Here is a 25,912-nt window from a genome sequence, read left to right on the forward strand (position 1 = left end):
TTCGCATTCCAGAAAACGCACTCCACGGAGTGCGTTTTTTTTGAGTTTTTTTCGTGGAAACTGCGCAAAAGGGCCGGATGGGCTTGATAATTGGGCGCCCGTGCCGTTATTAGCCAGATTCAGCCTTACTTTGACCGAAATCGCCGCTCATTCATGAACGCCCCCAATACCCTGCTGATCCAGGCCATTGAATTGCAAAACCAGGGTCGGCTCGACGAAGCCCTGGCCCTTTTCAACATCTGCCTGCAAAACAATCCGAACGATGCGGCGGCCCTGTATTCGGTGGGAGTCATCCTGCTCAAGCAGGGCAAGGCAGCCCAGGCCATCCCCCTGCTGGAACACGGGGTGGCGGTGGCGCCCCAGTTCGCTCCCCTGTGGTTCGTGCTGGGGGCCGTGCGGCAGGCCCTGGGGCAGAAGGAAGAGGCTTTGCAGGCCTACGACAAGGCCCTGGAAGTGCGCCCGGACTATACCGAGGTGCTGATCAACAGCGGCGCCCTCCTGCGGGAATTGATGCGGCACCAGGAAGCCCTGGAGCGTTTCAACCGGGTGTTGACCTACGATCCCAACCATCAGCTGGCCCTGGGCAACTGCGGCATCCTGCTCACCGAATTCAAGCGCAGTACCGAGGCCGTGGGCATGTTCCAGCGTTTGCTGGCGATCAATCCCAACTACGATTATGGCTACGGCCTGCTCAGCTATGAGCGCCTCCATGCCTGCGACTGGACCGACTTCGCTGCCCTGCGGGAAGCCATTGTCGCCGGCGTGCGGGCCGGGCGGCGGGCTTGCAAGTCCCTGGCCTTCATGGCCCTGTCCGATTCGGCGGAAGACCATCAACGCTGCGCCCGGACCTTTTCCCAGCACCACTATCCCAAGGCCGAGCCCCTGTGGCGCGGGGAACGGTACCGGCATGAGCGTATCCGGGTCGCCTATGTTTCCCCTGATCTGCGGGAACACCCGGTGGGTCATCTGATTGCCGGGGTTCTGGAGCGCCACGACAAGTCCCGCTTCGAGACGGTTGCCATTTCCCTGGGCATCAATGACCAGAGCCGCCTGCGCGGGCGCATGGAAAAGGCCTTCGATCATTTCATCGATGCCAAGCAGATGGGTACCCGCAAAATCGCCGAACTGATGCGGGAGATGGAGATCGACATTGCGGTGGATCTGGCCGGTTTCACCGCCGATTCCCGTACCGACGTCTTCGCCTACCGGCCGGCGCCGGTGCAGGTCAATTACCTGGGCTACCCCGGCACCCTGGGCCTGGATTACATGGACTACATCCTGGCCGACCGTTTCGTCATTCCCCCGGAACACCAGTGCTTCTACGACGAGAAGGTCGTCTATCTGCCGGATGCCTACCTGCCGACCGACTCGGGGGTGAAGATTTCCGAGCGCACGCCCAGTCGCAGCGAATGCGGGCTGCCCGAGCAGGGCGTGGTGTTCTGTTCTTTCAGCCACGACTACAAGGTGTCGCCGCCCGTCTTCGACATCTGGATGAACCTGCTGCGCCAGGTGCCCGGTAGTGTGCTGTGGCTGGTGTCGCGCAATGAAGTGTCCCAGGGCAATCTGCGCAAGGAGGCCCAGGCCCGGGGCGTGGATCCGTCCCGCCTGGTCTTTGCCGGCCGCGTTCCCCTGGTTGAGGACCATCTGGCCCGCTACCGCCAGGCCGACATTTTCCTCGACACCCATCCCTACAATGCCCACACCACGGCAGCCGATGCCCTGATGGCCGGCCTGCCTGTCGTCACCTACATGGGCAATGCCTTCCCGGCCCGGGTTGCCGGCAGCCTGGTGCATGCCGTGGGTCTGCCGGAACTGGCCACCAAATCCCTGGCGGAATACGAAGCCCTGGCCCTGGCCCTGGCGACGGACCCGGCGCGGCTGGCGGCGCTGAAAGCCCGCCTGCAGGCCAATCTGGCGACCCAGCCCCTGTTCGATACCGATGCTTTCTGTCGTAATTTGGAGGCTGCCTACATTGCCATGTGGCGGCGCAGTCAACTCGGGGGGGCGGAAGATGCCCTGTGCGGTACCTGAGTAGGTCGCTAAAAAAACTTAACTGGGGGAGTTGCCAATTGCAGGACAAGACTGTGAGCACTTTGCTTGGAGAGTTTTCCGAGCTGCATGTAGCACCGCTGGAGGCTCGCCTGGCGCGCCGTGAGCGGACGCTGGGGGACATTGCCCGGTTGGTCGCGTCGGCGGGTGCCGGCGATGGTCTGGCAGGGCGGCTGTCGGACCTCCTGCGGCGTGAAGGCTTGCTGGAAGGCACTGGGCTGGCACCGTCGGCGGTGGAGCGGCTTTATTCTTCCCATGTCGATTTCGACGTGGTCAATACCCAGAACGACACCGAGTTCGAGCTTTTCCAGAAAATGGATATTGTCGGCTGGTGGCGTGCCCGCCGGTTTTTCGAGCCGGTTTTCAAGTGCCTGTCCCATACCAAGGAAAATAGCTGGATCACGGTGGGTGACCCGTTCGGTGCCGATGCCTTCCATATGACCCGGGAAGGTTTCAAGTCGGTCCTGCCCACCAGCATTGGCGAGCACCTGTTGCGCCAGTCCAAGCAGCGCGGCCTGATCCGGGATTACCGGGTCGAAAATGCCGAAGCCCTGAGTTTCAAGGATGACTCGGTGGATTACGTGCTGTGCAAGGAGGCCTTCCACCATTTTCCCCGTCCCATGGTGGCGCTCTACGAGATGCTGCGCGTGGCGCGCAAGGCGGTGGTGCTGATCGAACCCCAGGACCCCCTGATCGACCATCCGGCTTATGTCGGGGATTGGCCGGCGGGGTACGAAGCCTCCGGCAATTACGTCTATACCCTGTCCCGCCGCGAATTGCACAAGGTTGCCCTGGGGCTGGACTTGCCCGCGGTGGCCACCCGGGGGCTGTATGACATGTGGTACGAAGGCGCCAGCGAGATTGTGGCGCGGGAAGACAATCCCGAGTTCGTTGATTACCGCCAGAAGGTCGAGGCTGCCGAGACGCTGTGCGCCCGGCACCAGCAGAAATACAACTATCTGCTGGCCATCGTCTATAAGGAACGGCCGGATATCGATGTGCGGCAGTTTTCCGGGCTCTGGTCCATCACGTCCTTCCCCGGCAACCCCTATATTTCCAAGAAATGACCAATGGCCGCTGCGGATTGCCGCAACGGCTGGGAGCATGCAATGAGCAAGACGCTGGATCTGGGCTGCGGCCCCCAACCCAAAAACCCGTTCAATGCGGACGAACTGTACGGCATCGATGTGCTGGAAAACCTCGAAGCCAATATCCGTTGTGCCGATCTGGTGGTGGAGCCCATTCCCTTCGAGGACAATTTCTTTGACTACGTGACGGCCCACGATTTCATCGAGCATGTGCCGCGCCTGGTCTATGCGCCGGACCGGCGCAATTCCTTTATCGAACTGATGAATGAGGTCTACCGGGTATTGAAGGTGGGCGGCATGTTCCTTTCCCTCACCCCGGCCTATCCCAATGGGGTGGCATTTCGGGACCCGACCCACGTCAATATCATTACCGAGGAGACCTTCCCTCTGTATTTCGACAATGTGAATCGCTGGGCCGCTACCTATGGCTTCAAGGGTGCTTTCAGCATGCGCATTCAGGAGTGGCGGGGCCCTCATCTTCTGACGGTGATGCAGAAAGTCCCCCTGGAAAGCTGATACTCCCGTCGCCCGACTGGCGGGGCGTTGGATAGAATCGGGCTTGCCGTAACTGAGCGACGGAACGTTTGAAATGACTGCTACTGCAAAATTGCCGACCGAAAAGACCATCGAAGGGGCCATGTCCCTGTTCGAGGCCCAGGCTGTCCTGTTTGCGCCCCGCCCGAGCCGCCTGGCGTTGCAGGGACTCGCACTTCCGTCGCCTTCCCGCCAGTCGGCAAGCGTCAATGTGTGGCGCAACCATGCCTTCGAGCCTCTGGTGCCCCTGACGACTCCCTATTTCGCCTTCTGCGGCTGGCAGGCCGACTTCCGTCTGGGCGGCTATGACGATTCCCTGATGTTCGTGGACCGGCAGGAGGCAGATGCGGAACTGTTGTGGCTGGATAGCGACCGTTTTCTCGCCCGCATGGCTTTCGATGAATGGTTGCCCTGGCTGGAAGGGCGTCTGCATGCCTTGCGCAGCATGTCCAAGGCCCCCGTCATCATTGCCACCTGGCTCGATGAGGCGCCGCAGCGGGCCCGGTTGCAGTCGCTGGTGGATGCTTTGCCGGCCGTTTACTTCGCCGATCTCGGCAGCGTCTGCAGCGAAGCCGGCGTGCCCCTGAGGGATTCGCGCTCTGCGGCGCTGGCCGGGACTCCCGTGGCCAATGCCGCCCAGGTCCAGTTGGCCCGGGAGCTGGCCTGCCACTGGTTGCCTGGGGCCCTGCTGCCGCCGGTAAAAGCGGTGGCATTGGACTTGGACCATACCCTGCATGCCGGCGTACTCGGTGAAGAGGGCATTCAGGGCGTGCAGTTGACGCCCGGTCACGAGGCCCTGCAAAACTACGTCAAAGGCCTGCAGCAGCGGGGCGTCTTCGTGGCCCTGGTCTCGCGCAACGAGCGCGCCGACGTGGAGGCCCTGTTTGCCCAGCGCCAGGATTATCCCCTGCGCTGGGAAGACTTTTCGGCCACCGAGGTCTCCTGGGGCGACAAGGCCGCTGCGGTGGAGCGCATTGCCAAGGCCTTGCGCATTGCTGCCGATGCCGTGCTGTTCGTCGATGACAATCCGGGGGAACTGGCCAGCGTGACCATGCAACTGCCATCGGTCCATGCCGTCTATGCCCACCCGGACGCTACCCTGACCTGCCGCGCGATCCACTATTACCCGGGGCTATGGCGCTGGAAGGTGGAGAGTGACGATGCCAAGCGCATCCAGGATCTCAAGGCCAACGCGGAGCGGGATGCCCTGGCCGAACATGCAACCGATCCGGCCGAATATTTCCGCAGCCTGCAGGTGAGCCTGGTGTATCGCATCGACCCGGTGGCTCAACTGACCCGGCTGGCGGACCTTTGCAACAAGACCAACCAGTTCAATCTGGCCATGCGCCGTTTCAACCAGGCCGAGGTGGCCGAGCGGCTGGAGCGTCGGGATGCCTGCATTGCCAGCGTGCAACTGAGCGATCGTTTGTCGGATAGCGGCGTGATCGCGGTGATCGTGGCAGAGCGCCAGGGCGAACGCCTGTTGGTGGAAGAGTTGTGCGTCAGCTGCCGGGCCATGGGGCGCCAGCTGGAAGACACCATCATCCTGGAAGCCCTGCGCCGGATGCCGATCTTTGCCGGTTGCCAGGAGCTGGCATTCCGGGTTGCCCACGGTCCGCGCAATCAGCCGGCACTGGACTGGCTGGCCCGCCTGTTGGGCTGCGATACCCATCCAGAGGCTGGACTGCATAATATGCCGGCCCAGTTGGTGAGGGATTTCACCCCGGCTGCCGGCGTAACCCTGAACCAGGAGTAATAAGTCGATTATGGATCGTCAGAGAATTGAAGCCTTGGTGCTGGCCGTTCTTGCCACTGTTCTCAAATGCGAAGTGAATCCCGACAGCTCGCGCAAGAACACGCCCCAATGGGACTCCTTGAAGCACATCGAGGTCATTTTTGCCATCGAGGATGAATTGGGCCTGCAATTCTCGGAGGAAGCGCTGGCCGAGCTGAATAGCGTCAGCCAGATTGTGGATGGAGCTTTGGCCCTCCATGCGGCATGACCTGACTGTGGCGGGGCCTGCTTTCCGTCTGCGTCCCATCGGCGACGGGGATGCCGCCTTGGTATTGGAATTGCGCAACAATCCGCAGCTCAACCGCTTCCTGCATGCCACTTCCTCCAGTCTGGCGGCTCAGTTGGCATGGCTGGCCCAGTACTATGAGCGCCCGGGTGACTACTATTTTGTGGTGGAGCGGCAGCAAGATGGTCTGCCCGAAGGGGTGATCTCGCTCTATGACATCGATGCCGCCGGTCATGCCGGGGAGTGGGGACGCTGGATTCTCAGGCCCGGCTCCCTGGCCGCGGTGGAAAGTGCCTGGCTGATCTACCGTTGTGCCTTCGAGCAGCTGGGGCTGGACGAAGTGTATTGCAGGACCGTGGCCGATAACGAATCCGTGGTGTCTTTCCATGACTCCTGCGGCATCGCCCAGCGTACCCGTTTGCCGGGGCATTTCGATCTGGATGGACGGCGTGTGGATGCGGTGGAGCACCGGGTGAACCGTGCCGCGTGGCATGATCTGGCGCCCCGCTTGGAAAAGCTGGCCCAATTGACCGCGCGGAGGCTGTATCGTGCTTGAGTTGCCCCAGGCCCTGGCGGAGCTGCCCGAAGGGTACGAGTTCCACCATGTGGGCTATGCCACAGCTTCCCTGGAGAAAGAGCGCCCATTCTTTGCCTTTCTTGGTTATCGTCAGGAAGGTGAGGATTTTGCCGATCCCGTTCAGGGCGTGGCGGGCTGCTTTCTCGTCGGTCCGGGGCCCCGTATCGAACTGTTGGAGAACCTGCCCGGGGCCGAGACTTTGACCCCCTGGCTTAATGCCGGTATCAAGATGTATCACTTCGCCTATCTGGTGGCGGATATCGAAGGCGCCCTGGAGTGGGCCCGCAGCCAGCGGGCCCGGGTAACCGTGGCGCCGGTGGCGGCAGTTGCATTTGGCGGGCGGCGCATCAGTTTTGTCATGTTCCGTAACGGCCTGATGCTTGAATTCATTGAAAGATAAGGGCGGCCCACCGCCCCGGGGGAAGTGCGTGAGTACAGAAGAAAAAAGCAAACTGCAGCAGATATCCCAGGCATCCCTGTATTCCGCAGGGGTCATGCCAGCGGCCATCAGCTATTGTTTCCGCATCCTGCAGCGCCATCTCCAGGGGGACAGCCTGCTGGAAATGGGGCCGGCAGAAGGCGTGATGACTGAACTACTGGCCACCACCGGCAAGGCCATGACCATCGTCGAGGGCTCGGCCCTGTTTTGCGACAGCCTGCGCCAGCGTTTCCCTGCGGCCACCGTGGTACATGCGCTGTTCGAGGAATTCCAGCCGACCCAGCGGTTCGATACCATCATCCTTGGCCATGTGCTGGAGCATGTGCAGGACCCGGTGGATATCCTGGCCCGGACGCGGCAGTGGCTGAAGCCCGGTGGCCGGATCTTTGCCGCCGTGCCCAATGCCCGTTCCGTGCACCGGCAGGCCGCCACCATCATGGGCCTGCTGCCCCAGGAGGATGCCCTCAACGAGATGGACCGGCACCACGGCCATCGCCGGGTCTTTAATCCAGAGTCCTTTCGGGCGGCATTCAGCCAGGCCGGATTGCGGGTGGACGTTTTCGGCGGCTACTGGCTCAAGCCGGTTTCCAACGGGCAGATCGAAAGCCACTGGACTCCCGCCATGATCGAGGCCTTTATGCAGATGGGCGAACGCTATCCCGATATTGCCGGCGAGATTTATGTCGTCGCCTCCCTTCCTCCGGTCTAGGAGATCGCCATGCCGTTGGCCGACTGTCGCATCCTGGATTTGCCAAAGATTCACGATCCCCGGGGTAACCTGACCTTTATCGAAGGGGGGAATCACGTGCCCTTCGACATCCAGCGCGTCTACTATCTTTACGATGTGCCTGGCGGCGCCGACCGGGGCGCCCATGCCCACCGCAACCTGCACCAGTTCATCGTGGCCATGTCCGGCAGTTTCGACGTGGTGCTGGATGACGGGCAGGAACAGCGCCGCTTCCATCTCAACCGGTCCTACTTCGGTCTTTATGTCTGCCCCATGATGTGGCGGTATCTGGACAATTTTTCGTCCGGTGCCGTGTGCATGGTGTTGGCTTCCTCAAAGTATGACGAAGCCGATTACATCCGGGATTACGATCAGTTCATGTCCGCGGTTCGGGAGCGTCAGGCGTGATTCCCTTTCTTGATCTCAAGGAACTCAATCGTTCCCTGGCCCCGGAACTCCATACAGCCCTGACACGGGTGCTGGATTCCGGCTGGCTTGTCCTGGGCCAGGAGGTGGAGGCGTTCGAAGCCGAATTTGCCGCCTATTGCCAGACCGACTACTGCATAGGCGTGGCCAATGGCCTGGAGGCCCTGCACCTGATTCTCCGGGCCTACGACATTGGCGCCGGGGACGAGGTGATCGTTCCCGCCAATACCTTCATCGCCACCTGGCTGGCCGTCACCTATGCCGGAGCCCGTCTGGTCCCGGTCGAGCCTTTGCTCAATACCGGCAACATGGATCCGCAGGCCGTTGCGGCGGCCATCACGCCACGTACCAAGGCCATCATGCCGGTTCATCTTTATGGCCAGACTGCCGAGATGGCGCCTCTGATGGACCTGGCGGAGCGTCATGGCTTGAAGGTGATCGAGGACGCCGCCCAAGCCCATGGCGCAACCTGCCACGGGCGACGGGCCGGCAGCCTGGGGCATGCCGCCGGTTTCAGCTTTTACCCGGGCAAGAACCTTGGTGCCCTGGGCGATGGCGGCGCAATCACGACTTCCGATCCGCAACTGGCAGAGCGACTGCGGTTGCTCCGCAATTACGGTTCCCGCAGCAAGTACCGGAATGAAGAGGCCGGTTTCAATTGCCGTCTGGACGAGATTCAGGCGGCCTTCCTGCGGGCCAAGCTGCCGTTGCTGGATGGCTGGAACCAGCGTCGCCGCCAGATCGCGGCACGCTACGATGCCGAACTGGGGGCGGCCGGGCTGCAATTGATGCAGGAGGCCCCGGGCCATGTGTCAGCCCGGCACCTGTACGTGGTGCGCAGTCCCCAGCGGGATGCGCTGCAGGTGGCGCTGCATGAAGCCGGGGTGCAGACGGCGATTCACTATCCGGTACCTCCCCATCTGCAACCGGCTTATGCCGGGTTGGGGTACAGGGAAGGCGCTTTCCCCATCACGGAGATTCTGCACCGTGAAGTCCTCAGTCTGCCCATGGGGCCGACCCTTGATGATTCCCAGGTAACGGCGGTGATTGATGCTGTAAAGGCAGTATCCGCCCGTATGCAGCCGGCGCCAGCCGGCCCTCTTGCCTGACTATTGCATTTCGATTGCTGCCAATGACCTCCGCCAAGAATCCCGTCGAGTTGATCAATGCCCTGGCTGACCTGAACAAGGGCATCCACGAAATTCTGCAGGACGCCTATTTCGATTCCCTGGCCATGCTCAAGCGCAGCCAGATCGAGAAGAAGGCCGCCAGCGGACTCTTTGGCAAGGTGGGCAAGGTTTATCTCGGCGAGCATCTGAAGAAGTGCCAGCCTCTGGCGGCGGGCCGGGAGTTCATCCCTCTGCCACCGGATTTCCTCACCGACCCCGATCTGCATTTTCCACCCGGCAGCCTGCTGTTCCTGACCAACAACGATGTGGGCAGGAATCTGCCGGTCTACATGGAGTTCTACAATCGGAACCCAGAGGTTCTGTTTGTCATCTGGGACTGGGATTCCCAGCACTGGATCCAGATGAGCGCCATGTTGGCGATGAACTGCGATTTCTATATCTCGGGGACTTCCGAAAACGCCTTCCTGCTGTCCCACTTCAATCCCTGCGTCATTGGCCCTGTTTTTATCGGCGTGCATCAATGGACCCGGAAGTTCGTGGCCGACCATTTCAGTGTGCTGCTGGAAGCCCGCAGCAACGAACCGTTAGGGCCTCATGCCTTCTACGGCAATTATCAGCGTCGCAACCGGGCTCTGGCCACCGTGACCAAGACCTTCCCCACGGTCGGGTTTGCCAGCAACGACTACAAGCACAAGTCGGATCTGGACAACTTTCGCGAGTGGGCGGCCCACAAGACCCACTGGATCGCTCCGGTTCTGGGCGGCGTGCCGATTCGGGTCTACAACGCCCTGATGGTGGGTGGGATTCCCATCGTGCCCTCCTTCTATCGCAATCTGCCTGAAGTGGCCTTGCTCGGCGATATTCCCCTCTATTACGAAGTGGCCGATCTGATCGATCCCCGGGCCATCAATGACCAGGCCGTCGCCCGTTTCGATGCAGCCGGGCAAAGCGGCCTGATTCAACGCGTTGCGGAGGCTCTGGATAAGCACCATATCGACAATCGTTGCGAGCAGGTCTTTCTTGCCGTGGAGCAGTTCATCGCGGCCATTGCCAGCGGTGATCGCAGCTACCAGGGCGGCTATCTGGGCCTGGACCAGTGATGATTCCCGGAGCGGCGGCCATGCGTAAAACCATCATCCTGGTTCCCATCTACAAGGACCGCCTCGACCCCCTGGAACAGTACTCTCTGGACCATTCCCTGACCGTGCTCGGCGGCCGGCACCCATTGCTCTTTATCGGTCCTGAAGGCCTGGATCTTTCGGCATACCAGGCCCGTTACCCGGGAATGCAGTACTTGGCCTTTCCCGCCGAGAACTTCGTCTCCATTCCCGGTTACAACCGCTTGCTGCTGAGTCCCGGGTTCTATACCCGTTTCCTCAGCTATGAGTATCTGCTCATCCTGCAGACCGATGCCATCTTGCTGCAGGACGAACTGGATTATTGGGCTGCCCAGCCTTTCGATTATGTGGGGGCGCCCTGGCCCGATGGTGTGGAGATTCTGGTCAATGCCGGGGTTTTCGATGGGCCGCGGGGCAAGCGGACCCGGGCCCATGTCGGCAATGGAGGACTCTCGCTGCGGCGGGTGCGCAAATGCCTGTCCCTGCTCCAGGAGTTCGGCGCTGCGGTGGATATCTTCGACCGCACCGGCTCCAGCGAAGACCTTTTCTTCTCCATCATGGGCGGGCTATCCACCGATTTCATCCTGCCCAATGAAGTGATGGCCTCCCGTTTTGCCATGGAACTCAAGCCTTCCTTCTATTTCGCCGTCAACGGTGGACAGGCGCCGATGGGCGGGCATGCCTGGTGGAAGTACGAGCCCGAGTTCTGGCGGCAGTTGCTGCCGGAAATGCCGGAAGCCGTGGTGCAGTGCTTGCCAGAGAGGTCGACATGAACGCTGCCGGCAAACGCACTTCAGAGCTGTGGCGGATTTTTGGCCAGTTGGGTGGCAGTTTCCGCCAGGCGTTCTTTTTCAGCTGCTTCATCAATATCCTTGCCCTGGCGCCGGTCGCCTACATGATGCAGGTGTACGACCGGGTCATCTACAGCCGCAACTTCACCACCCTGGTGATGTTGACGGGCTTGGTGCTCGGGCTTTATGTGCTGACGGTGGTGCTGGATTACGTCCGGGCCGAGATCATGCTCCAGGCTGGTCTCAAGCTTGAAGCCCTGCTGGGGGATCGCCTGTTCAACCTGGTGTTCGATGCCAGTTTGCGACGCCTGCCGGGCGGCGCAGTGCATTCCCTCTCGGACTTGCGCACGTTGCGCGACTTCCTTGTCAGTCCTGCCCTCATGGCGGCGCTGGATGTGCCGGTTTCCCTGCTGTTCCTGCTGCTCATCTACAGCATCAACCCGGTACTGGGTCACTTTTCGGTGATCGGCGCGCTGATCCAGTTCGTGCTGACCTACGTTCAGGAGCGCCGTACCGATCCCCCTCTGAAGCAGGCGGGAAGTGCCATGATGGAAGCCCAGGGCTACGCCCACGGTGTTCTGCGCAATGCCCAGGTGATTCAGGCGATGGGCATGCTGTCCCATCTGCATGAGCGCTGGATGGTGCGGCAACGCCGTTTCCTGCGGTTGCAGGCGATTGCTTCCGATCATGCGGGGAAAGGGATGACCCTGGCCAAGGTCGTCCAGATCGGCCAGGGCTCGTTGCTGCTGGGGCTCGGATGCTGGCTGACGCTGAAAGGACTGATGAGTGGTGGCGGCAGCGCCATGATTGTTGCGACCATTCTGGGTGGTCGGGTGGTCCAGCCGCTGGTGCAATTGACTTCGATGTGGAAGATCGTGGTGGGCGCCCGTGACGCCTTTGATCGGCTGGAAAAGGTCCTGCATGACCTGCCGGCGAAGCCGGCCAGCATGAGGCTGCCGGCCCCCCAGGGGCATCTGACGGTGGAGGGCGTGGTGGCGGCGGCTCCCGGTGGCGGGGCGCCGATCCTGAAAGGACTGAATTTCAAGGTTTCTCCCGGAGAGATTCTGGCCATCATCGGCCCTTCCGCTGCCGGCAAAACCTCCCTGGCCCGGGTACTGATGGGGGTTTGGCCTGCCGCAGTGGGCAAGGTGCGTCTGGACGGCGTCGACATCTACCAATGGAACAAGACGGAACTGGGGCCACACCTGGGCTATCTGCCTCAGGATGTGGAACTGTTTGAAGGGACCCTGGCCGAGAACATTGCTCGCTTCGGTGACGTCGACATGGAGCAGGTGGAGGCGGCGGCGCGTGTCGTCGGGTTGCACGAGAACATTGCCGACCTGCCCGAGGGCTACGACAGTCAGGTCGGCAGCGACGGCTGCTTCCTCTCCGGCGGGCAGCGCCAACGAGTGGCCCTGGCCCGGGCCATCTATGGCAATCCCAAGCTGGTGGTGCTGGATGAGCCCAATGCCAGCCTGGATGAGGCTGGTGACCTGGCCCTGGCCCAGGCGCTGGAAATGCTGAAGGCCCGCGGTGTTGCGGTGGTGGTTATTTCCCACCTGACCAGCGTTTTGCGGGTGGTGGATTCCCTGCTGGTGATCCAGGAGGGGGCCGTGAAGCTCTATGGCAAGCGCGATGAGGTGCTGGCCGTGCTCTATCCCCAGTCCATCAAGGGGAAAGCGGTGCCTGCCCCGGCTTCGGGAGGGAGCGGGGCATGAAAAAGCCGGAGTTCTTTTCCCGCAGCGTCCTGGCCAATGCTCTATGGGGCTTCCGCCGTGAGTTCATGGTGGTGGGGTTGTTCAGTTTTGTCTCGAACCTGCTGATGGTGGTGCCCACGCTTTACATGCTGCAGGTCTTCGACCGGGTCATGATCAGTCAGAGCGAACTGACCCTGATTTCCCTCACCATCATTGCCTTCGTCCTGCTGGGCATCATGGGTTTTGCCGAGTGGGTGCGTTCCTGGCTGCTGGTGCGCCTGAGCGTGCGGTTGGACGAATATTTGAGCACCGGGGTTTTTCAGGCGACTTTCGAGTCGGTGCTGAATCGTACCGGAACCCATGTGCAGAGTTTCGGTGATCTCACCGGCATTCGCCAGTTCCTGACCGGACCGGCCATCTTTGCCTTTTTCGATGCGCCGTGGACCATCGTTTACATCGGGGTGCTGTTTATCCTGCATCCCCTGCTGGGCTTTAGTGCCATTGTGTTTTGTCTGCTCCTGGCAGGTGTTACCTGGGCGACCCATTACTACACCCACGAACCCCTGGAGGCAGCTCTGGAGTCCAGCGGCCAGGCCCTGGGCTATGTGCAGGCGAAGAGCCGCCACTGTGAAGTGGTCGAGTCCCTGGGAATGGTAGAGAACCTGCGGCGCCGTTGGCGGGAGAAGCAGCAACGGGCCCTGGGGCTGAATCACCAGGCCCAGGAATGGTCGCACCGGCTGCAGGAAATCTCGAAGCTTGTGCGCTACAGCCAGCAGTCCCTGATCATTGCCATTTCATCCCTGCTGGTCATCGATGGCCGGCTGACGCCGGGGGCCATGGTGGCAGCCAATCTGCTGATGTCCCGTACCTTGGCGCCCATCGACATGATGGTTAACACTTGGCGCAATTTCATTACTGCCCGGGTTTCCTTCCTGCGGTTGGAGAAACTGCTGGAGAGAGGGGGGCGTCCTTCCTCATTGGATGATGCAGTACCGGAGCGGGCTGAACTGCTGGTCCGGGGACTAACGGCTACCGCCAGCCAACGGGCCAAGCCCATTCTCAAACACCTGAATGCCAGCTTTTCTTCGGGGGAGGTGGTGGTGGTGGTGGGGCCTTCCGGCTCCGGCAAGTCCACCTTTGCCCGTTGTCTGGTCGGTATCTGGCCGGAGCGGCAAGGTGAGGTTCTGCTCGATGGACGGGATGTGGAAGCTTGGGATCGTCATCTTCTCGGTCCCCGGATTGGCTATCTGCCGCAGGAAATCGAGTTGTTCGAGGGGTCCATCGCCGAGAATATCGCCCGGTTTGGTGAAGTGGATCCGGAGCAGGTGGTCCGGGCGGCCAAACGGGCCGGCATTCACGAAATGGTGTTGCGGCATCCGAAAGGCTATGACACCCAGATTGGCGAGTCGGGGCATCTGCTTTCCGCCGGCCAGCGCCAGCGTATCGGCTTGGCCCGGGCCATGTACGGCGATCCTCTGCTGATCGTCCTGGATGAACCCAATGCCCATCTGGATGACGCGGGCGAAGGGTGTTTGTTGCGGGCGGTTCGGGAGCTCAAGGCAGAAGGCCGACTGGTTGTCATGATCAGCCACCGCAATAATGCAACAGCCGCTGCTGACCGGATTCTCAAACTGGAGGGCGGCTTGCTGGTGGCGGAGTTCCGGCGCCAGGAACTCGCGGTGGCTTCCTGAGCACGAACTGCCAATTCTTGTCACATCCCTGTGACGTTTCTGGTGCATAAGTCCTCTGGCACCCAGTGAATGGGCTGAACCTTTTCCGTCGTCCCGTTTGGGATGAAAAGTCTTTCAGTTTTTTTTCTTCCCTGGCCTAAAGTATTAGAGCTACCAGCCGTAAAACGACGTAAGGATTCCCTTCGGTCTCGAACGGGGTTGTGGGCACACTTTATGCTTGACGCCGATTTCATGTAATGAATCGGCGCAATGGTGTATCGTGCGCTTTACGTGTCTTTACGTTATTAGTCAGAGCGCTGTCTTCCAAAAAAAGGGCAAAAAAATGAGTGTAATTTCCGCATTGAACACGGCTCAGATCGCGGCCCTCTCTACTTCGCAGATCGCTGCCCTTACTACGGCCGACATAGCGGCCCTGACTACGGTGCAAGTGCCGGTCCTGACTACAACTCAGGTAATGGCGCTTACCTCTACCCAGATTGCTGCCTTGAATACGGCGCAGTTGGTCGTGATGGAAACGGCTGACATCGCGGTGCTCAAGGTTTTGAATCAGGTTGGCTCACTAACAACCTCTCAGGTCGCTGCCCTGACGACCTCCCAGATCGTTGCGCTGACCTCTGCCCAGATCGGCGCCCTGAAGACGACCCAGGTCGGCGCCCTGACGACCTCCCAGATTGCTGCGATTGAAACGACGGATATTGTCGGTCTGTCCACTGCTGCGACCGCAGCGCTGAATACGGCTCAGGTAGCTGCCCTTACCACCGAGCAGATTGCAGTTCTCAAAACCAGCCAGATTGCCGCGCTGGAAACTCGCGATGTGGCTGTTCTCACCACTGATCAGATCGCCGCGCTGAGTTCTGCCCAGATTGCCGCCTTGCGTACTACCCAGATTGCCGCCCTGACGACCGAGCAGGTGGTGGCAATCGAAACGTCTGATGTTTCTGCCCTTTCCGTTGCCGCTGTTGCGGCTTTGGGTACCGATCAGGTGGCGGCGCTGACGACGGCGCAGTTGAATGTATTCAGCACCCGGCAGATTGCTGCCCTGGAAACCCGCGATGTGGCAGTGCTGACCACCAGCCAGGTTGAGTCGCTTTCGTCCTCCCAGATTGCTGCTCTGACCACGGCTCAGGTGGGGGCCTTGTCTACGGCGGCCATCGTTGCCATTGAAACTTCGGATATTTCAGCTCTGTCGGTAGCCGGTATTGCGGCGCTGAATACGGCCCAGGTAGGCGTACTGACGACCGAACAGCTGGGTGTGCTGACGACGGCCCAGGTGCGTGCGCTGGAAACCCGCGACGTGGCGGTGCTGACCACCGAGCAGGTGGTGGCGCTGACCTCGACCCAGCTGGGCGCTCTGACGACGGCCCAGATTGGCGCGCTGTCCACGGCGGCCATCGTGGCGATCGAGACGACGGACATCTCCGGCCTGAGCACGGCAGCGGTTGCCGCCCTGACGACGACCCAGGTGGGCGTGCTGACCACGGAGCAAGTGGTGGCGCTGACCTCGAGCCAGATCGGCGCGTTGAAGACCAGCCAAGTAGGGGCTCTGACGACGGCCCAGGTAGTGGCGATCGAAACGGGTGATCTGACGGCGCTGAATACGGCTGTTGTGGCTGCTCTGACGACGGCTGCGGTAGCTGCCCTGACGACCGAACAGCTGGGCGTACTGACGACGGCCCAGGTGCGTGCGCTGGAAACCCGCGACGTGGCGGTCCTGACCACAGAGCAGGTTGCCGCTCTGACTTCCAGCCAGTTTGGTGCCCTGACGACGGCCCAGATTGGTGCCTTGTCCACGGCGGCCATCGTCGCCATCGAGACCTCCGACATCTCCGGCTTGAACACGGCCGCAGTGGCGGCACTGAACACCGCCCAAGTGGGCGTGCTGACGACTGAGCAGTTGGGTGTGCTGACGACGGCCCAGGTGCGTGCGCTGGAAACCCGTGATGTGGCGGTGCTGACCACCGAGCAGGTGGCAGCCCTGACCTCGAGCCAGTTTGGCGCCCTGACGACGGCCCAGATCGGTGCCTTATCCACGGCGGCCATCGTTTCCATCGAGACCTCTGACATTTCCGGCCTGTCTACAGCGGCAGTGGCGGCGCTCAACACCGCCCAGATTGCGGTGCTGACGACCGAACAGCTGGGCGTGCTGACGACGGCCCAGGTGCGTGCCCTGGAAACCCGTGACATTGCGGTGCTGACCACCGAGCAGGTGGTGGCGCTGACCTCGACCCAGCTGGGTGCCCTGACGACGGCCCAGATTGGCGCGCTGAACACGGCGGCCATTGTGGCGATCGAGACGACGGACATCTCCGGCCTGAGCACGGCAGCGGTTGCCGCCCTGACGACGACCCAGGTGGGCGTGCTGACCACGGAACAAGTGGTGGCCCTGACCTCGAGCCAGATCGGCGCGTTGAAGACCAGCCAGATTGGCGCCTTGTCCACCGCAGCGATCGTTGCCATCGAGACGACCGACATCTCCGGCCTGAACACGGCGGCAGTGGCGGCGCTGAACACCGCCCAGATCGCGGTGCTGACGACCGAACAGCTGGGCGTGCTGACGACGGCCCAGGTGCGTGCGCTGGAAACCCGCGACGTGGCGGTGCTGACCACTGAGCAGGTGGTGGCGCTGACCTCGACCCAGCTGGGTGCTCTGACCACGGCCCAGATTGGTGCGCTGAACACGGCGGCCATTGTGGCGATCGAGACGACGGACATCTCCGGCCTGAGCACGGCAGCGGTTGCCGCCCTGACGACAACCCAGGTGGGCGTGCTGACCACGGAACAGGTGGTGGCGCTGACCTCGAGCCAGATCGGCGCGTTGAAGACCAGCCAGGTAGGGGCCCTGACGACGGCCCAGGTAGTGGCAATCGAAACGGGTGACCTGACGGCGCTGAACACTGCCGCGGTGGCTGCCCTGACGACGGCTGCGGTGGCTGCCCTGACGACGGAACAGATCGGTGTCCTCAAGACGAGCCAGATTGCTGCCCTGGAAACCCGTGATGTGGCGGTGCTCACCACCGACCAGGTCACTGCCCTGACTTCCAGCCAACTGGGCGCCCTGACGACGGCCCAGATCGGTGCCTTGTCCACCGCTGCGATCGTTGCCATCGAGACCTCCGACATCTCCGGCCTGAACACGGCCGCGGTGGCGGCGCTCAACACCGCCCAGATTGCGGTGCTGACGACTGAACAGCTGGGCGTGCTGACGACGGCCCAGGTGCGTGCCCTGGAAACCCGTGACGTGGCGGTGCTGACCACCGAGCAGGTGGTGGCCCTGACCTCGACCCAGTTGGGTGCCCTGACCACGGCCCAGATTGGCGCGCTGAACACGGCGGCCATCGTGGTGATCGAGACGACGGACATTTCCGGCCTGAGCACGGCGGCGGTTGCCGCCCTGACGACGACCCAGGTGGGCGTGCTGACCACGGAACAAGTGGTGGCCTTGACCTCGAGCCAGATCGGCGCGTTGAAGACCAGCCAGGTAGGGGCCCTGACGACGGCCCAGGTAGTGGCGATCGAAACGGGTGACCTGACGGCGCTGAATACGGCCGCGGTGGCTGCCCTGACGACGGCTGCGGTGGCTGCCCTGACGACGGAACAGATCGGCGTCCTCAAGACGAGCCAGATTGCCGCCCTGGAAACCCGCGACGTGGCGGTACTGACCACGGATCAGGTGGTGGCCCTGACTTCGAGCCAGATTGCCGCCCTGACCACGGCTCAGATCGGTGCTCTGACCACGGCTCAGGTCGTGGCGATCGAAACCACTGATATCACTGCACTTACGACTTCCCTGTCCGCAGCTCAAATTGCCTCCTTGACGACGGCACAGGTGGCTGCCCTGACGACGGAACAGATCGGCGTCCTCAAGACGAGTCAGATTGCCGCTCTGGAAACCCGTGACGTGGCGGTGCTGAATACCGAGCAGGTGGCTGCTTTGAGTTCGGCTCAACTGGGCGCCCTGACGACGGCCCAGATCGGTGCCTTGTCCACCGCTGCGATCGTCGCCATCGAGACCTCCGACATCTCCGGCCTGAGCACGGCGGCAGTGGCGGCGCTCAACACCGCCCAGATTGCGGTGCTGACGACTGAACAGCTGGGCGTGCTGACGACGGCCCAGGTGCGGGCGCTGGAAACCCGCGACGTGGCGGTGCTGACCACTGAGCAGGTGGTGGCGCTGACCTCGACCCAGCTGGGTGCCCTGACGACGGCCCAGATTGGCGCGCTGAACACGGCGGCCATCGTGGCGATCGAGACGACGGACATCTCCGGCCTGAGCACGGCAGCGGTTGCCGCCCTGACGACAACCCAGGTGGGCGTGCTGACCACGGAACAGGTGGTGGCGCTGACCTCGAGCCAGATCGGCGCGTTGAAGACCAGCCAGGTAGGGGCCCTGACGACGGCCCAGGTAGTGGCAATCGAAACGGGTGACCTGACGGCGCTGAACACGGCCGCGGTGGCTGCCCTGACGACGGCTGCGGTGGCTGCCCTGACGACGGAACAGATCGGTGTCCTCAAGACGAGCCAGATTGCTGCCCTGGAAACCCGTGATGTGGCGGTGCTCACCACCGACCAGGTCACTGCCCTGACTTCCAACCAACTGGGCGCCCTGACGACGGCCCAGATCGGTGCCTTGTCCACCGCTGCGATCGTTGCCATCGAGACCTCCGACATCTCCGGCCTGAACACGGCCGCGGTGGCGGCGCTCAACACCGCCCAGATTGCGGTGCTGACGACCGAACAGCTGGGCGTGCTGACGACGGCCCAGGTGCGTGCCCTGGAAACCCGTGACGTGGCGGTGCTGACGACGGCCCAAGTAGAAGCCTTGACTTCGACCCAGCTGGGTGCCCTGACGACGGCCCAGATCGGTGCCTTGTCCACCGCAGCCATCGTTGCCATCGAGACGACGGACATCTCCGGCCTGAGTACGGCGGCAGTGGCGGCGCTCAACACCGCCCAGATTGCGGTGCTGACGACCGAACAGCTGGGCGTGCTGACGACGGCCCAGGTGCGTGCCCTGGAAACCCGTGACGTGGCGGTACTGACGACGGCCCAGGTGGAAGCCTTGACCTCGACCCAGCTGGGTGCTCTGACCACGGCCCAGATTGGTGCGCTGAACACGGCGGCCATTGTGGCGATCGAGACGACGGACATCTCCGGCCTGAGCACGGCAGCGGTTGCCGCCCTGACGACAACCCAGGTGGGCGTGCTGACCACGGAACAAGTGGTGGCCCTGACCTCGAGCCAGATCGGCGCGTTGAAGACCAGCCAGATCGGTGCCTTGTCCACCGCAGCCATCGTTGCTATTGAAACCTCCGACATCTCCGGTCTGAACACGGCCGCGGTGGCGGCGCTGAACACCGCCCAGATCGCGGTGCTGACGACCGAACAGCTGGGTGTGCTGACGACGGCCCAGGTGCGTGCGCTGGAAACCCGCGACGTGGCAGTGCTGACCACCGAGCAGGTGGTGGCGCTGACCTCGAGCCAGCTGGGTGCCCTGACGACGGCCCAGGTAGGTGCGCTGAACACGGCGGCCATCGTGGCGATCGAGACGACGGACATCTCCGGCCTGAACACGGCCGCGGTGGCGGCGCTCAACACCGCCCAGATTGCGGTGCTGACGACCGAACAGCTGGGCGTGCTGACGACGGCCCAGGTGCGTGCCCTGGAAACCCGTGACGTGGCGGTACTGACGACGGCCCAGGTGGAAGCCTTGACTTCGACCCAGCTGGGTGCTCTGACCACGGCCCAGATTGGCGCGCTGAACACGGCGGCCATTGTGGCGATCGAGACGACGGACATCTCCGGCCTGAGCACGGCGGCGGTTGCCGCCCTGACGACGACCCAGGTGGGCGTGCTGACCACGGAACAAGTGGTGGCCCTGACCTCGAGCCAGATCGGCGCGTTGAAGACCAGCCAGATCGGTGCCTTGTCCACCGCAGCCATCGTTGCTATTGAAACCTCCGACATCTCCGGTCTGAACACGGCTGCGGTGGCGGCGCTCAACACCGCCCAGATCGCGGTGCTGACGACCGAACAGCTGGGCGTGCTGACGACGGCCCAGGTGCGTGCGCTGGAAACCCGCGACGTGGCAGTGCTGACCACCGAGCAGGTGGTGGCGCTGACCTCGAGCCAGCTGGGTGCCCTGACGACGGCCCAGGTAGGTGCGCTGAACACGGCGGCCATCGTGGCGATCGAGACGACGGACATCTCCGGCCTGAGCACGGCAGCAGTGGCGGCGCTGAACACCGCCCAGATTGCGGTGCTGACGACCGAACAGCTGGGTGTGCTGACGACGGCCCAGGTGCGTGCCCTGGAAACCCGTGACGTGGCGGTACTGACGACCGAGCAGGTGGTGGCCCTGACCTCGACCCAGTTGGGTGCCCTGACGACGGCCCAGATTGGCGCGCTGAACACGGCGGCCATCGTGGCGATCGAGACGACGGACATTTCCGGCCTGAGCACGGCGGCGGTTGCCGCCCTGACGACGACCCAGGTGGGCGTGCTGACCACGGAACAAGTGGTGGCCCTGACCTCGAGCCAGATCGGCGCGTTGAAGACCAGCCAGATCGGTGCCTTGTCCACCGCAGCCATCGTTGCTATTGAAACCTCCGACATCTCCGGTCTGAACACGGCCGCGGTGGCGGCGCTGAACACCGCCCAGATCGCGGTGCTGACGACCGAACAGCTGGGCGTGCTGACGACGGCCCAGGTGCGTGCGCTGGAAACCCGCGACGTGGCAGTGCTGACCACCGAGCAGGTGGTGGCGCTGACCTCGAGCCAGCTGGGTGCCCTGACGACGGCCCAGGTAGGTGCGCTGAACACGGCGGCCATCGTGGCGATCGAGACGACGGACATCTCCGGCCTGAGCACGGCAGCAGTGGCGGCGCTCAACACCGCCCAGATTGCGGTGCTGACGACCGAACAGCTGGGTGTGCTGACGACGGCCCAGGTGCGTGCCCTGGAAACCCGCGACGTGGCGGTGCTGACCACCGAGCAGGTGGTGGCGCTGACCTCGACCCAGCTGGGTGCTCTGACCACGGCCCAGATTGGTGCGCTGAACACGGCGGCCATTGTGGCGATCGAGACGACGGACATCTCCGGCCTGAGCACGGCAGCGGTTGCCGCCCTGACGACAACCCAGGTGGGCGTGCTGACCACGGAACAAGTGGTGGCCCTGACCTCGAGCCAGATCGGCGCGTTGAAGACCAGCCAGATCGGTGCCTTGTCCACCGCAGCCATCGTTGCTATTGAAACCTCCGACATCTCCGGTCTGAACACGGCCGCGGTGGCGGCGCTGAACACCGCCCAGATCGCGGTGCTGACGACCGAACAGCTGGGTGTGCTGACGACGGCCCAGGTGCGTGCGCTGGAAACCCGCGACGTGGCAGTGCTGACCACCGAGCAGGTGGTGGCGCTGACCTCGAGCCAGCTGGGTGCCCTGACGACGGCCCAGGTAGGTGCGCTGAACACGGCGGCCATCGTGGCGATCGAGACGACGGACATCTCCGGCCTGAGCACGGCAGCAGTGGCGGCGCTCAACACCGCCCAGATTGCGGTGCTGACGACCGAACAGCTGGGTGTGCTGACGACGGCCCAGGTGCGTGCCCTGGAAACCCGCGACGTGGCGGTGCTGACCACCGAGCAGGTGGTGGCGCTGACCTCGACCCAGCTGGGTGCTCTGACCACGGCCCAGATTGGTGCGCTGAACACGGCGGCCATTGTGGCGATCGAGACGACGGACATCTCCGGCCTGAGCACGGCAGCGGTTGCCGCCCTGACGACAACCCAGGTGGGCGTGCTGACCACGGAACAAGTGGTGGCCCTGACCTCGAGCCAGATCGGCGCGTTGAAGACCAGCCAGATCGGTGCCTTGTCCACCGCAGCCATCGTTGCTATTGAAACCTCCGACATCTCCGGTCTGAACACGGCCGCGGTGGCGGCGCTGAACACCGCCCAGATCGCGGTGCTGACGACCGAACAGCTGGGTGTGCTGACGACGGCCCAGGTGCGTGCGCTGGAAACCCGCGACGTGGCAGTGCTGACCACCGAGCAGGTGGTGGCGCTGACCTCGAGCCAGCTGGGTGCCCTGACGACGGCCCAGGTAGGTGCGCTGAACACGGCGGCCATCGTGGCGATCGAGACGACGGACATCTCCGGCCTGAGCACGGCAGCAGTGGCGGCGCTCAACACCGCCCAGATTGCGGTGCTGACGACTGAACAGCTGGGCGTGCTGACGACGGCCCAGGTGCGTGCCCTGGAAACCCGTGACGTGGCGGTGCTGACCACCGAGCAGGTGGTGGCCCTGACCTCGACCCAGTTGGGTGCCCTGACCACGGCCCAGATTGGCGCGCTGAACACGGCGGCCATCGTGGTGATCGAGACGACGGACATTTCCGGCCTGAGCACGGCGGCGGTTGCCGCCCTGACGACGACCCAGGTGGGCGTGCTGACCACGGAACAAGTGGTGGCCTTGACCTCGAGCCAGATCGGCGCGTTGAAGACCAGCCAGGTAGGGGCCCTGACGACGGCCCAGGTAGTGGCGATCGAAACGGGTGACCTGACGGCGCTGAACACGGCCGCGGTGGCTGCCCTGACGACGGCTGCGGTGGCTGCCCTGACGACGGAACAGATCGGCGTCCTCAAGACGAGCCAGATTGCCGCCCTGGAAACCCGTGATGTGGCGGTACTGACCACGGATCAGGTGGTGGCGCTGACTTCGAGCCAGATTGCCGCCCTGACGACGGCCCAGATCGGTGCTCTGACCACGGCTCAACTTGTGGCGATCGAGACGACGGACATCTCCGGCCTGAACACGGCGGCAGTGGCGGCGCTCAACACCGCCCAGATTGCGGTGCTGACGACCGAACAGCTGGGTGTGCTGACGACGGCCCAGGTGCGTGCCCTGGAAACCCGCGACGTGGCGGTGCTGACCACCGAGCAGGTGGTGGCGCTGACCTCGACCCAGTTGGGTGCCCTGACCACGGCCCAGATTGGCGCGCTGAACACGGCGGCCATCGTGGCGATCGAGACGACGGACATTTCCGGCCTGAGCACGGCAGCGGTTGCCGCCCTGACGACGACCCAGGTGGGCGTGCTGACCACGGAACAGGTGGTGGCGCTGACCTCGAGCCAGATCGGTGCGTTGAAGACCAGCCAGGTAGGGGCCCTGACGACGGCCCAGGTAGTGGCGATCGAAACGGGTGACCTGACGGCGCTGAACACGGCTGCGGTGGCTGCCCTGACGACGGCTGCGGTGGCTGCCCTGACGACGGAGCAGATCGGCGTCCTCAAGACGAGCCAGATTGCGGCCTTGGAAACCCGTGATGTGGCGGTGCTGACCACGGATCAGGTGGTGGCGCTGACTTCGAGCCAGATTGCCGCCCTGACCACGGCCCAGATCGGTGCCCTGACCACGGCTCAGGTCGTGGCGATCGAAACTTCCGATGTGGGGGCGCTATCCACAGCGGGTGTTGCAGCGCTGACGACTGACCAGGTAGCAGCACTGACGACCGAACAGCTGGGCGTGCTGACGACGGCCCAGGTGCGTGCGCTGGAAACCCGCGACGTGGCGGTGCTGACCACTGAGCAGGTGGTGGCGCTGACCTCGACCCAGCTGGGTGCCCTGACGACGGCCCAGATTGGCGCGCTGAACACGGCGGCCATCGTGGCGATCGAGACGACGGACATCTCCGGCCTGAGCACGGCAGCGGTTGCCGCCCTGACGACGACCCAGGTGGGCGTGCTGACCACGGAACAGGTGGTGGCGCTGACCTCGAGCCAGATCGGTGCGTTGAAGACCAGCCAGGTAGGGGCCCTGACGACGGCCCAGGTAGTGGCGATCGAAACGGGTGACCTGACGGCGCTGAACACGGCCGCGGTGGCTGCCCTGACGACGGCTGCGGTGGCTGCCCTGACCACGGAGCAACTGGGTGTGCTGACGACGGCCCAGGTGCGTGCGCTGGAAACCCGCGATGTGGTGGTGCTGACCACGGATCAGGTGGTGGCCCTCAGCTCTGCCCAGGTGGAAGCCCTGAGCACCACACAGGTTAGTGTTCTGACCACCGCACAGATTGTGGCGATCGAAACCACCGATATTTCGGCCCTGTCCGTCAATTCCGTGGCTGCTTTGGGTACGGATCAGGTGACGGCTCTGACGACCGATCAGATCGCCGTGCTGACGACGACACAGATCCGGGCGCTGGAAACCCGCGATGTGGCGGTACTGACCACTGAGCAGGTGGTGGCTCTGACCTCCGCGCAAGTAGGGGCGCTGACCACGGCAGAAATCGGAGCATTGAGTACGGCAGCGGTTGCCGCCATTGAGACCAGCGATCTGCAGGCACTGACTACTGCCCAGGTTGCTGCGCTTTCGACGGCCCAGGTGCTGGCACTGACGACCGAGCAGCTGACCGTGATGAGTACGCTGCAGATTGCGGCCCTGGAAACGCGTGATCTGGTGGTTCTGACCACGGAGCAGGTGTCCGTGCTGGATACTGCCCAGATTGCTGCGCTGACATCGGCCCAGGTTGGAGCTCTTTCGACGAGCCAGCTGACCTCGCTTTCCACGGATCAGGTCACCGCCCTGGAAACCACGGACCTGATGGCCCTCAGCACTGTGCAGATTCAGAGTCTGACCACGGACCAGATCGTTGCGCTGACGACGTCCCAGATTGAAGCCTTGACCACGACTCAGTCCTGCGCGCTGACTTCCACCCAGGTGGGAGCCCTGACGACCGAGCAGATGCCTCATCTGGCCTCGCTGACGCCGTTGGTGCTGGATCTGGATGGAGATGGCATCCATACCCTGAACATCAGTGCCGGTGTCACTTTCGACCTGCGGGCCGTGGGTGAGCAGTCGAGCGTGGGCTGGATTTCCTCCAAGGACGGCTTCCTGGCGATCGATCGCAACCACGACGGCGCCATCAACGATGGCAGCGAGTTGTTCGGTAGCAGCACCAAGCTGGCGGATGGCAGCAACGCGGTGGATGGCTTCCAGGCACTGCAAACCATGGATAGCAACAAGGATGGTGTCGTGGATGCCAAGGATGCCGGATTCGCCGATCTGCGAGTTTGGGTGGATGCCAACCAAGACGGCGTATCCCAGTCCTCCGAGCTGCACACGCTGGCCGATCTGGGGATTACCAGCCTGAATCTTGGGGCTACCCGGACGGTCGACGGTGACAACGGCAACGTGATTGGTCTGGTTTCCAGCTACACCACGGCAGATGGTCAAACCCATGAGCTGTCCGACGTCTGGCTGCAGATTGGCGCAGGGCAGAATCGGGTCATCGACCTCTCCGCCCTGGATCAGGCTGTGGTTGAACAAGGCAACTTGGGCCAGATCAACCTTGCCGGTAACGGTGGAAATGGCGATCTGCTGATCGTGAATGCCCAGGATGTGCTGAAGTTTGGTGTAACCGACCTGGTGCAAAACGCCCAGACCGGCGAGGGCCATGTGCAGATCGTGGTCAAGGGCGATGCCAATGACACTGTGCAGCTCAACAACTCCCAGGGCCAATGGGCGGATGGTGGCGTGACCGTGATTGATGGTGTCACCTATCACATCTATACCCAGGGAGATGCCCAGTTGCTGATTGGTGCCAATCTTCACCAAGTCACCGGCTAAT

At 62.9% G+C, this 25,912-nt stretch carries 15 protein-coding genes and 1 pseudogene; all 16 read left to right on the plus strand.

What is annotated here, in order from left to right:
* Nucleotides 1-153 precede the first annotated feature (153 nt).
* The 16 genes and pseudogenes from AC3QLZ_RS15650 to AC3QLZ_RS15725 all read left to right on the plus strand — a co-directional run bounded on the left by AC3QLZ_RS15650 (nucleotide 154) and on the right by AC3QLZ_RS15725 (nucleotide 25,911).
* Nucleotides 154-2,031 (plus strand): O-linked N-acetylglucosamine transferase, SPINDLY family protein, encoded by a 1,878-nt coding sequence (locus AC3QLZ_RS15650; RefSeq protein ID WP_014236844.1) that lies wholly within the window; start codon nucleotides 154-156, stop codon nucleotides 2,029-2,031.
* A gap of 38 nt (nucleotides 2,032-2,069) precedes the next feature.
* Entirely contained in the window at nucleotides 2,070-3,116 is a 1,047-nt protein-coding gene (locus AC3QLZ_RS15655; RefSeq protein WP_157870604.1) for a class I SAM-dependent methyltransferase, read from the plus strand.
* Between the two features lie 3 nt (nucleotides 3,117-3,119).
* Nucleotides 3,120-3,653 (plus strand): methyltransferase domain-containing protein, encoded by a 534-nt coding sequence (locus AC3QLZ_RS15660; protein WP_492783263.1) that lies wholly within the window; start codon nucleotides 3,120-3,122, stop codon nucleotides 3,651-3,653.
* 73 nt (nucleotides 3,654-3,726) lie between these two features.
* Entirely contained in the window at nucleotides 3,727-5,427 is a 1,701-nt protein-coding gene (locus tag AC3QLZ_RS15665) for an HAD-IIIC family phosphatase (RefSeq protein WP_014236847.1), read from the plus strand.
* 10 nt (nucleotides 5,428-5,437) lie between these two features.
* A complete protein-coding gene (locus AC3QLZ_RS15670) occupies nucleotides 5,438-5,674 on the plus strand; it encodes an acyl carrier protein (RefSeq protein WP_043797977.1) in 237 nt (78 codons plus the stop codon).
* Complete coding sequence (locus AC3QLZ_RS15675; RefSeq protein ID WP_014236849.1) at nucleotides 5,664-6,248, plus strand: GNAT family N-acetyltransferase; 585 nt, start codon at nucleotides 5,664-5,666, stop codon at nucleotides 6,246-6,248. Before AC3QLZ_RS15670 ends, AC3QLZ_RS15675 begins: the two co-directional genes overlap by 11 nt.
* Nucleotides 6,241-6,669, plus strand: a complete 429-nt coding sequence (locus AC3QLZ_RS15680) for a VOC family protein (protein ID WP_014236850.1) — start codon at nucleotides 6,241-6,243, stop codon at nucleotides 6,667-6,669. Before AC3QLZ_RS15675 ends, AC3QLZ_RS15680 begins: the two co-directional genes overlap by 8 nt.
* 94 nt (nucleotides 6,670-6,763) lie before the next feature.
* Nucleotides 6,764-7,417, plus strand: a complete 654-nt coding sequence (locus tag AC3QLZ_RS15685) for a class I SAM-dependent methyltransferase (protein WP_014236851.1) — start codon at nucleotides 6,764-6,766, stop codon at nucleotides 7,415-7,417.
* A 9-nt stretch (nucleotides 7,418-7,426) separates the two neighbouring features.
* Nucleotides 7,427-7,843, plus strand: a complete 417-nt coding sequence (locus AC3QLZ_RS15690) for a sugar 3,4-ketoisomerase (RefSeq protein WP_014236852.1) — start codon at nucleotides 7,427-7,429, stop codon at nucleotides 7,841-7,843.
* Nucleotides 7,840-8,970, plus strand: coding sequence for a DegT/DnrJ/EryC1/StrS family aminotransferase (locus AC3QLZ_RS15695; protein ID WP_014236853.1), 1,131 nt, complete (start codon nucleotides 7,840-7,842; stop codon nucleotides 8,968-8,970). Before AC3QLZ_RS15690 ends, AC3QLZ_RS15695 begins: the two co-directional genes overlap by 4 nt.
* Nucleotides 8,971-8,993: 23 nt before the next feature.
* On the plus strand, nucleotides 8,994-10,091 hold the full coding sequence (locus AC3QLZ_RS15700; protein WP_014236854.1) for a hypothetical protein: 1,098 nt from the start codon (nucleotides 8,994-8,996) through the stop codon (nucleotides 10,089-10,091).
* 20 nt (nucleotides 10,092-10,111) lie between these two features.
* On the plus strand, nucleotides 10,112-10,882 hold the full coding sequence (locus tag AC3QLZ_RS15705; protein WP_014236855.1) for a DUF5672 family protein: 771 nt from the start codon (nucleotides 10,112-10,114) through the stop codon (nucleotides 10,880-10,882).
* Entirely contained in the window at nucleotides 10,879-12,618 is a 1,740-nt protein-coding gene (locus AC3QLZ_RS15710; protein ID WP_014236856.1) for a type I secretion system permease/ATPase, read from the plus strand. Before AC3QLZ_RS15705 ends, AC3QLZ_RS15710 begins: the two co-directional genes overlap by 4 nt.
* Entirely contained in the window at nucleotides 12,615-14,288 is a 1,674-nt protein-coding gene (locus AC3QLZ_RS15715) for a type I secretion system permease/ATPase (protein WP_014236857.1), read from the plus strand. The genes AC3QLZ_RS15710 and AC3QLZ_RS15715 overlap by 4 nt, the downstream gene beginning before the upstream one ends.
* A 322-nt stretch (nucleotides 14,289-14,610) precedes the next feature.
* A pseudogene (locus AC3QLZ_RS15720) lies at nucleotides 14,611-14,730 on the plus strand (hypothetical protein); the annotation flags it as partial.
* Nucleotides 14,731-14,796: 66 nt separating this feature from the next.
* On the plus strand, nucleotides 14,797-25,911 hold the full coding sequence (locus AC3QLZ_RS15725; RefSeq protein WP_492783638.1) for an SPM autocatalytic domain-containing protein: 11,115 nt from the start codon (nucleotides 14,797-14,799) through the stop codon (nucleotides 25,909-25,911).
* The last annotated feature ends 1 nt before the right edge of the window (nucleotide 25,912 follow it).

The sequence above is a fragment of the Azospira sp. MPR-LB4 genome (assembly GCF_058809525.1).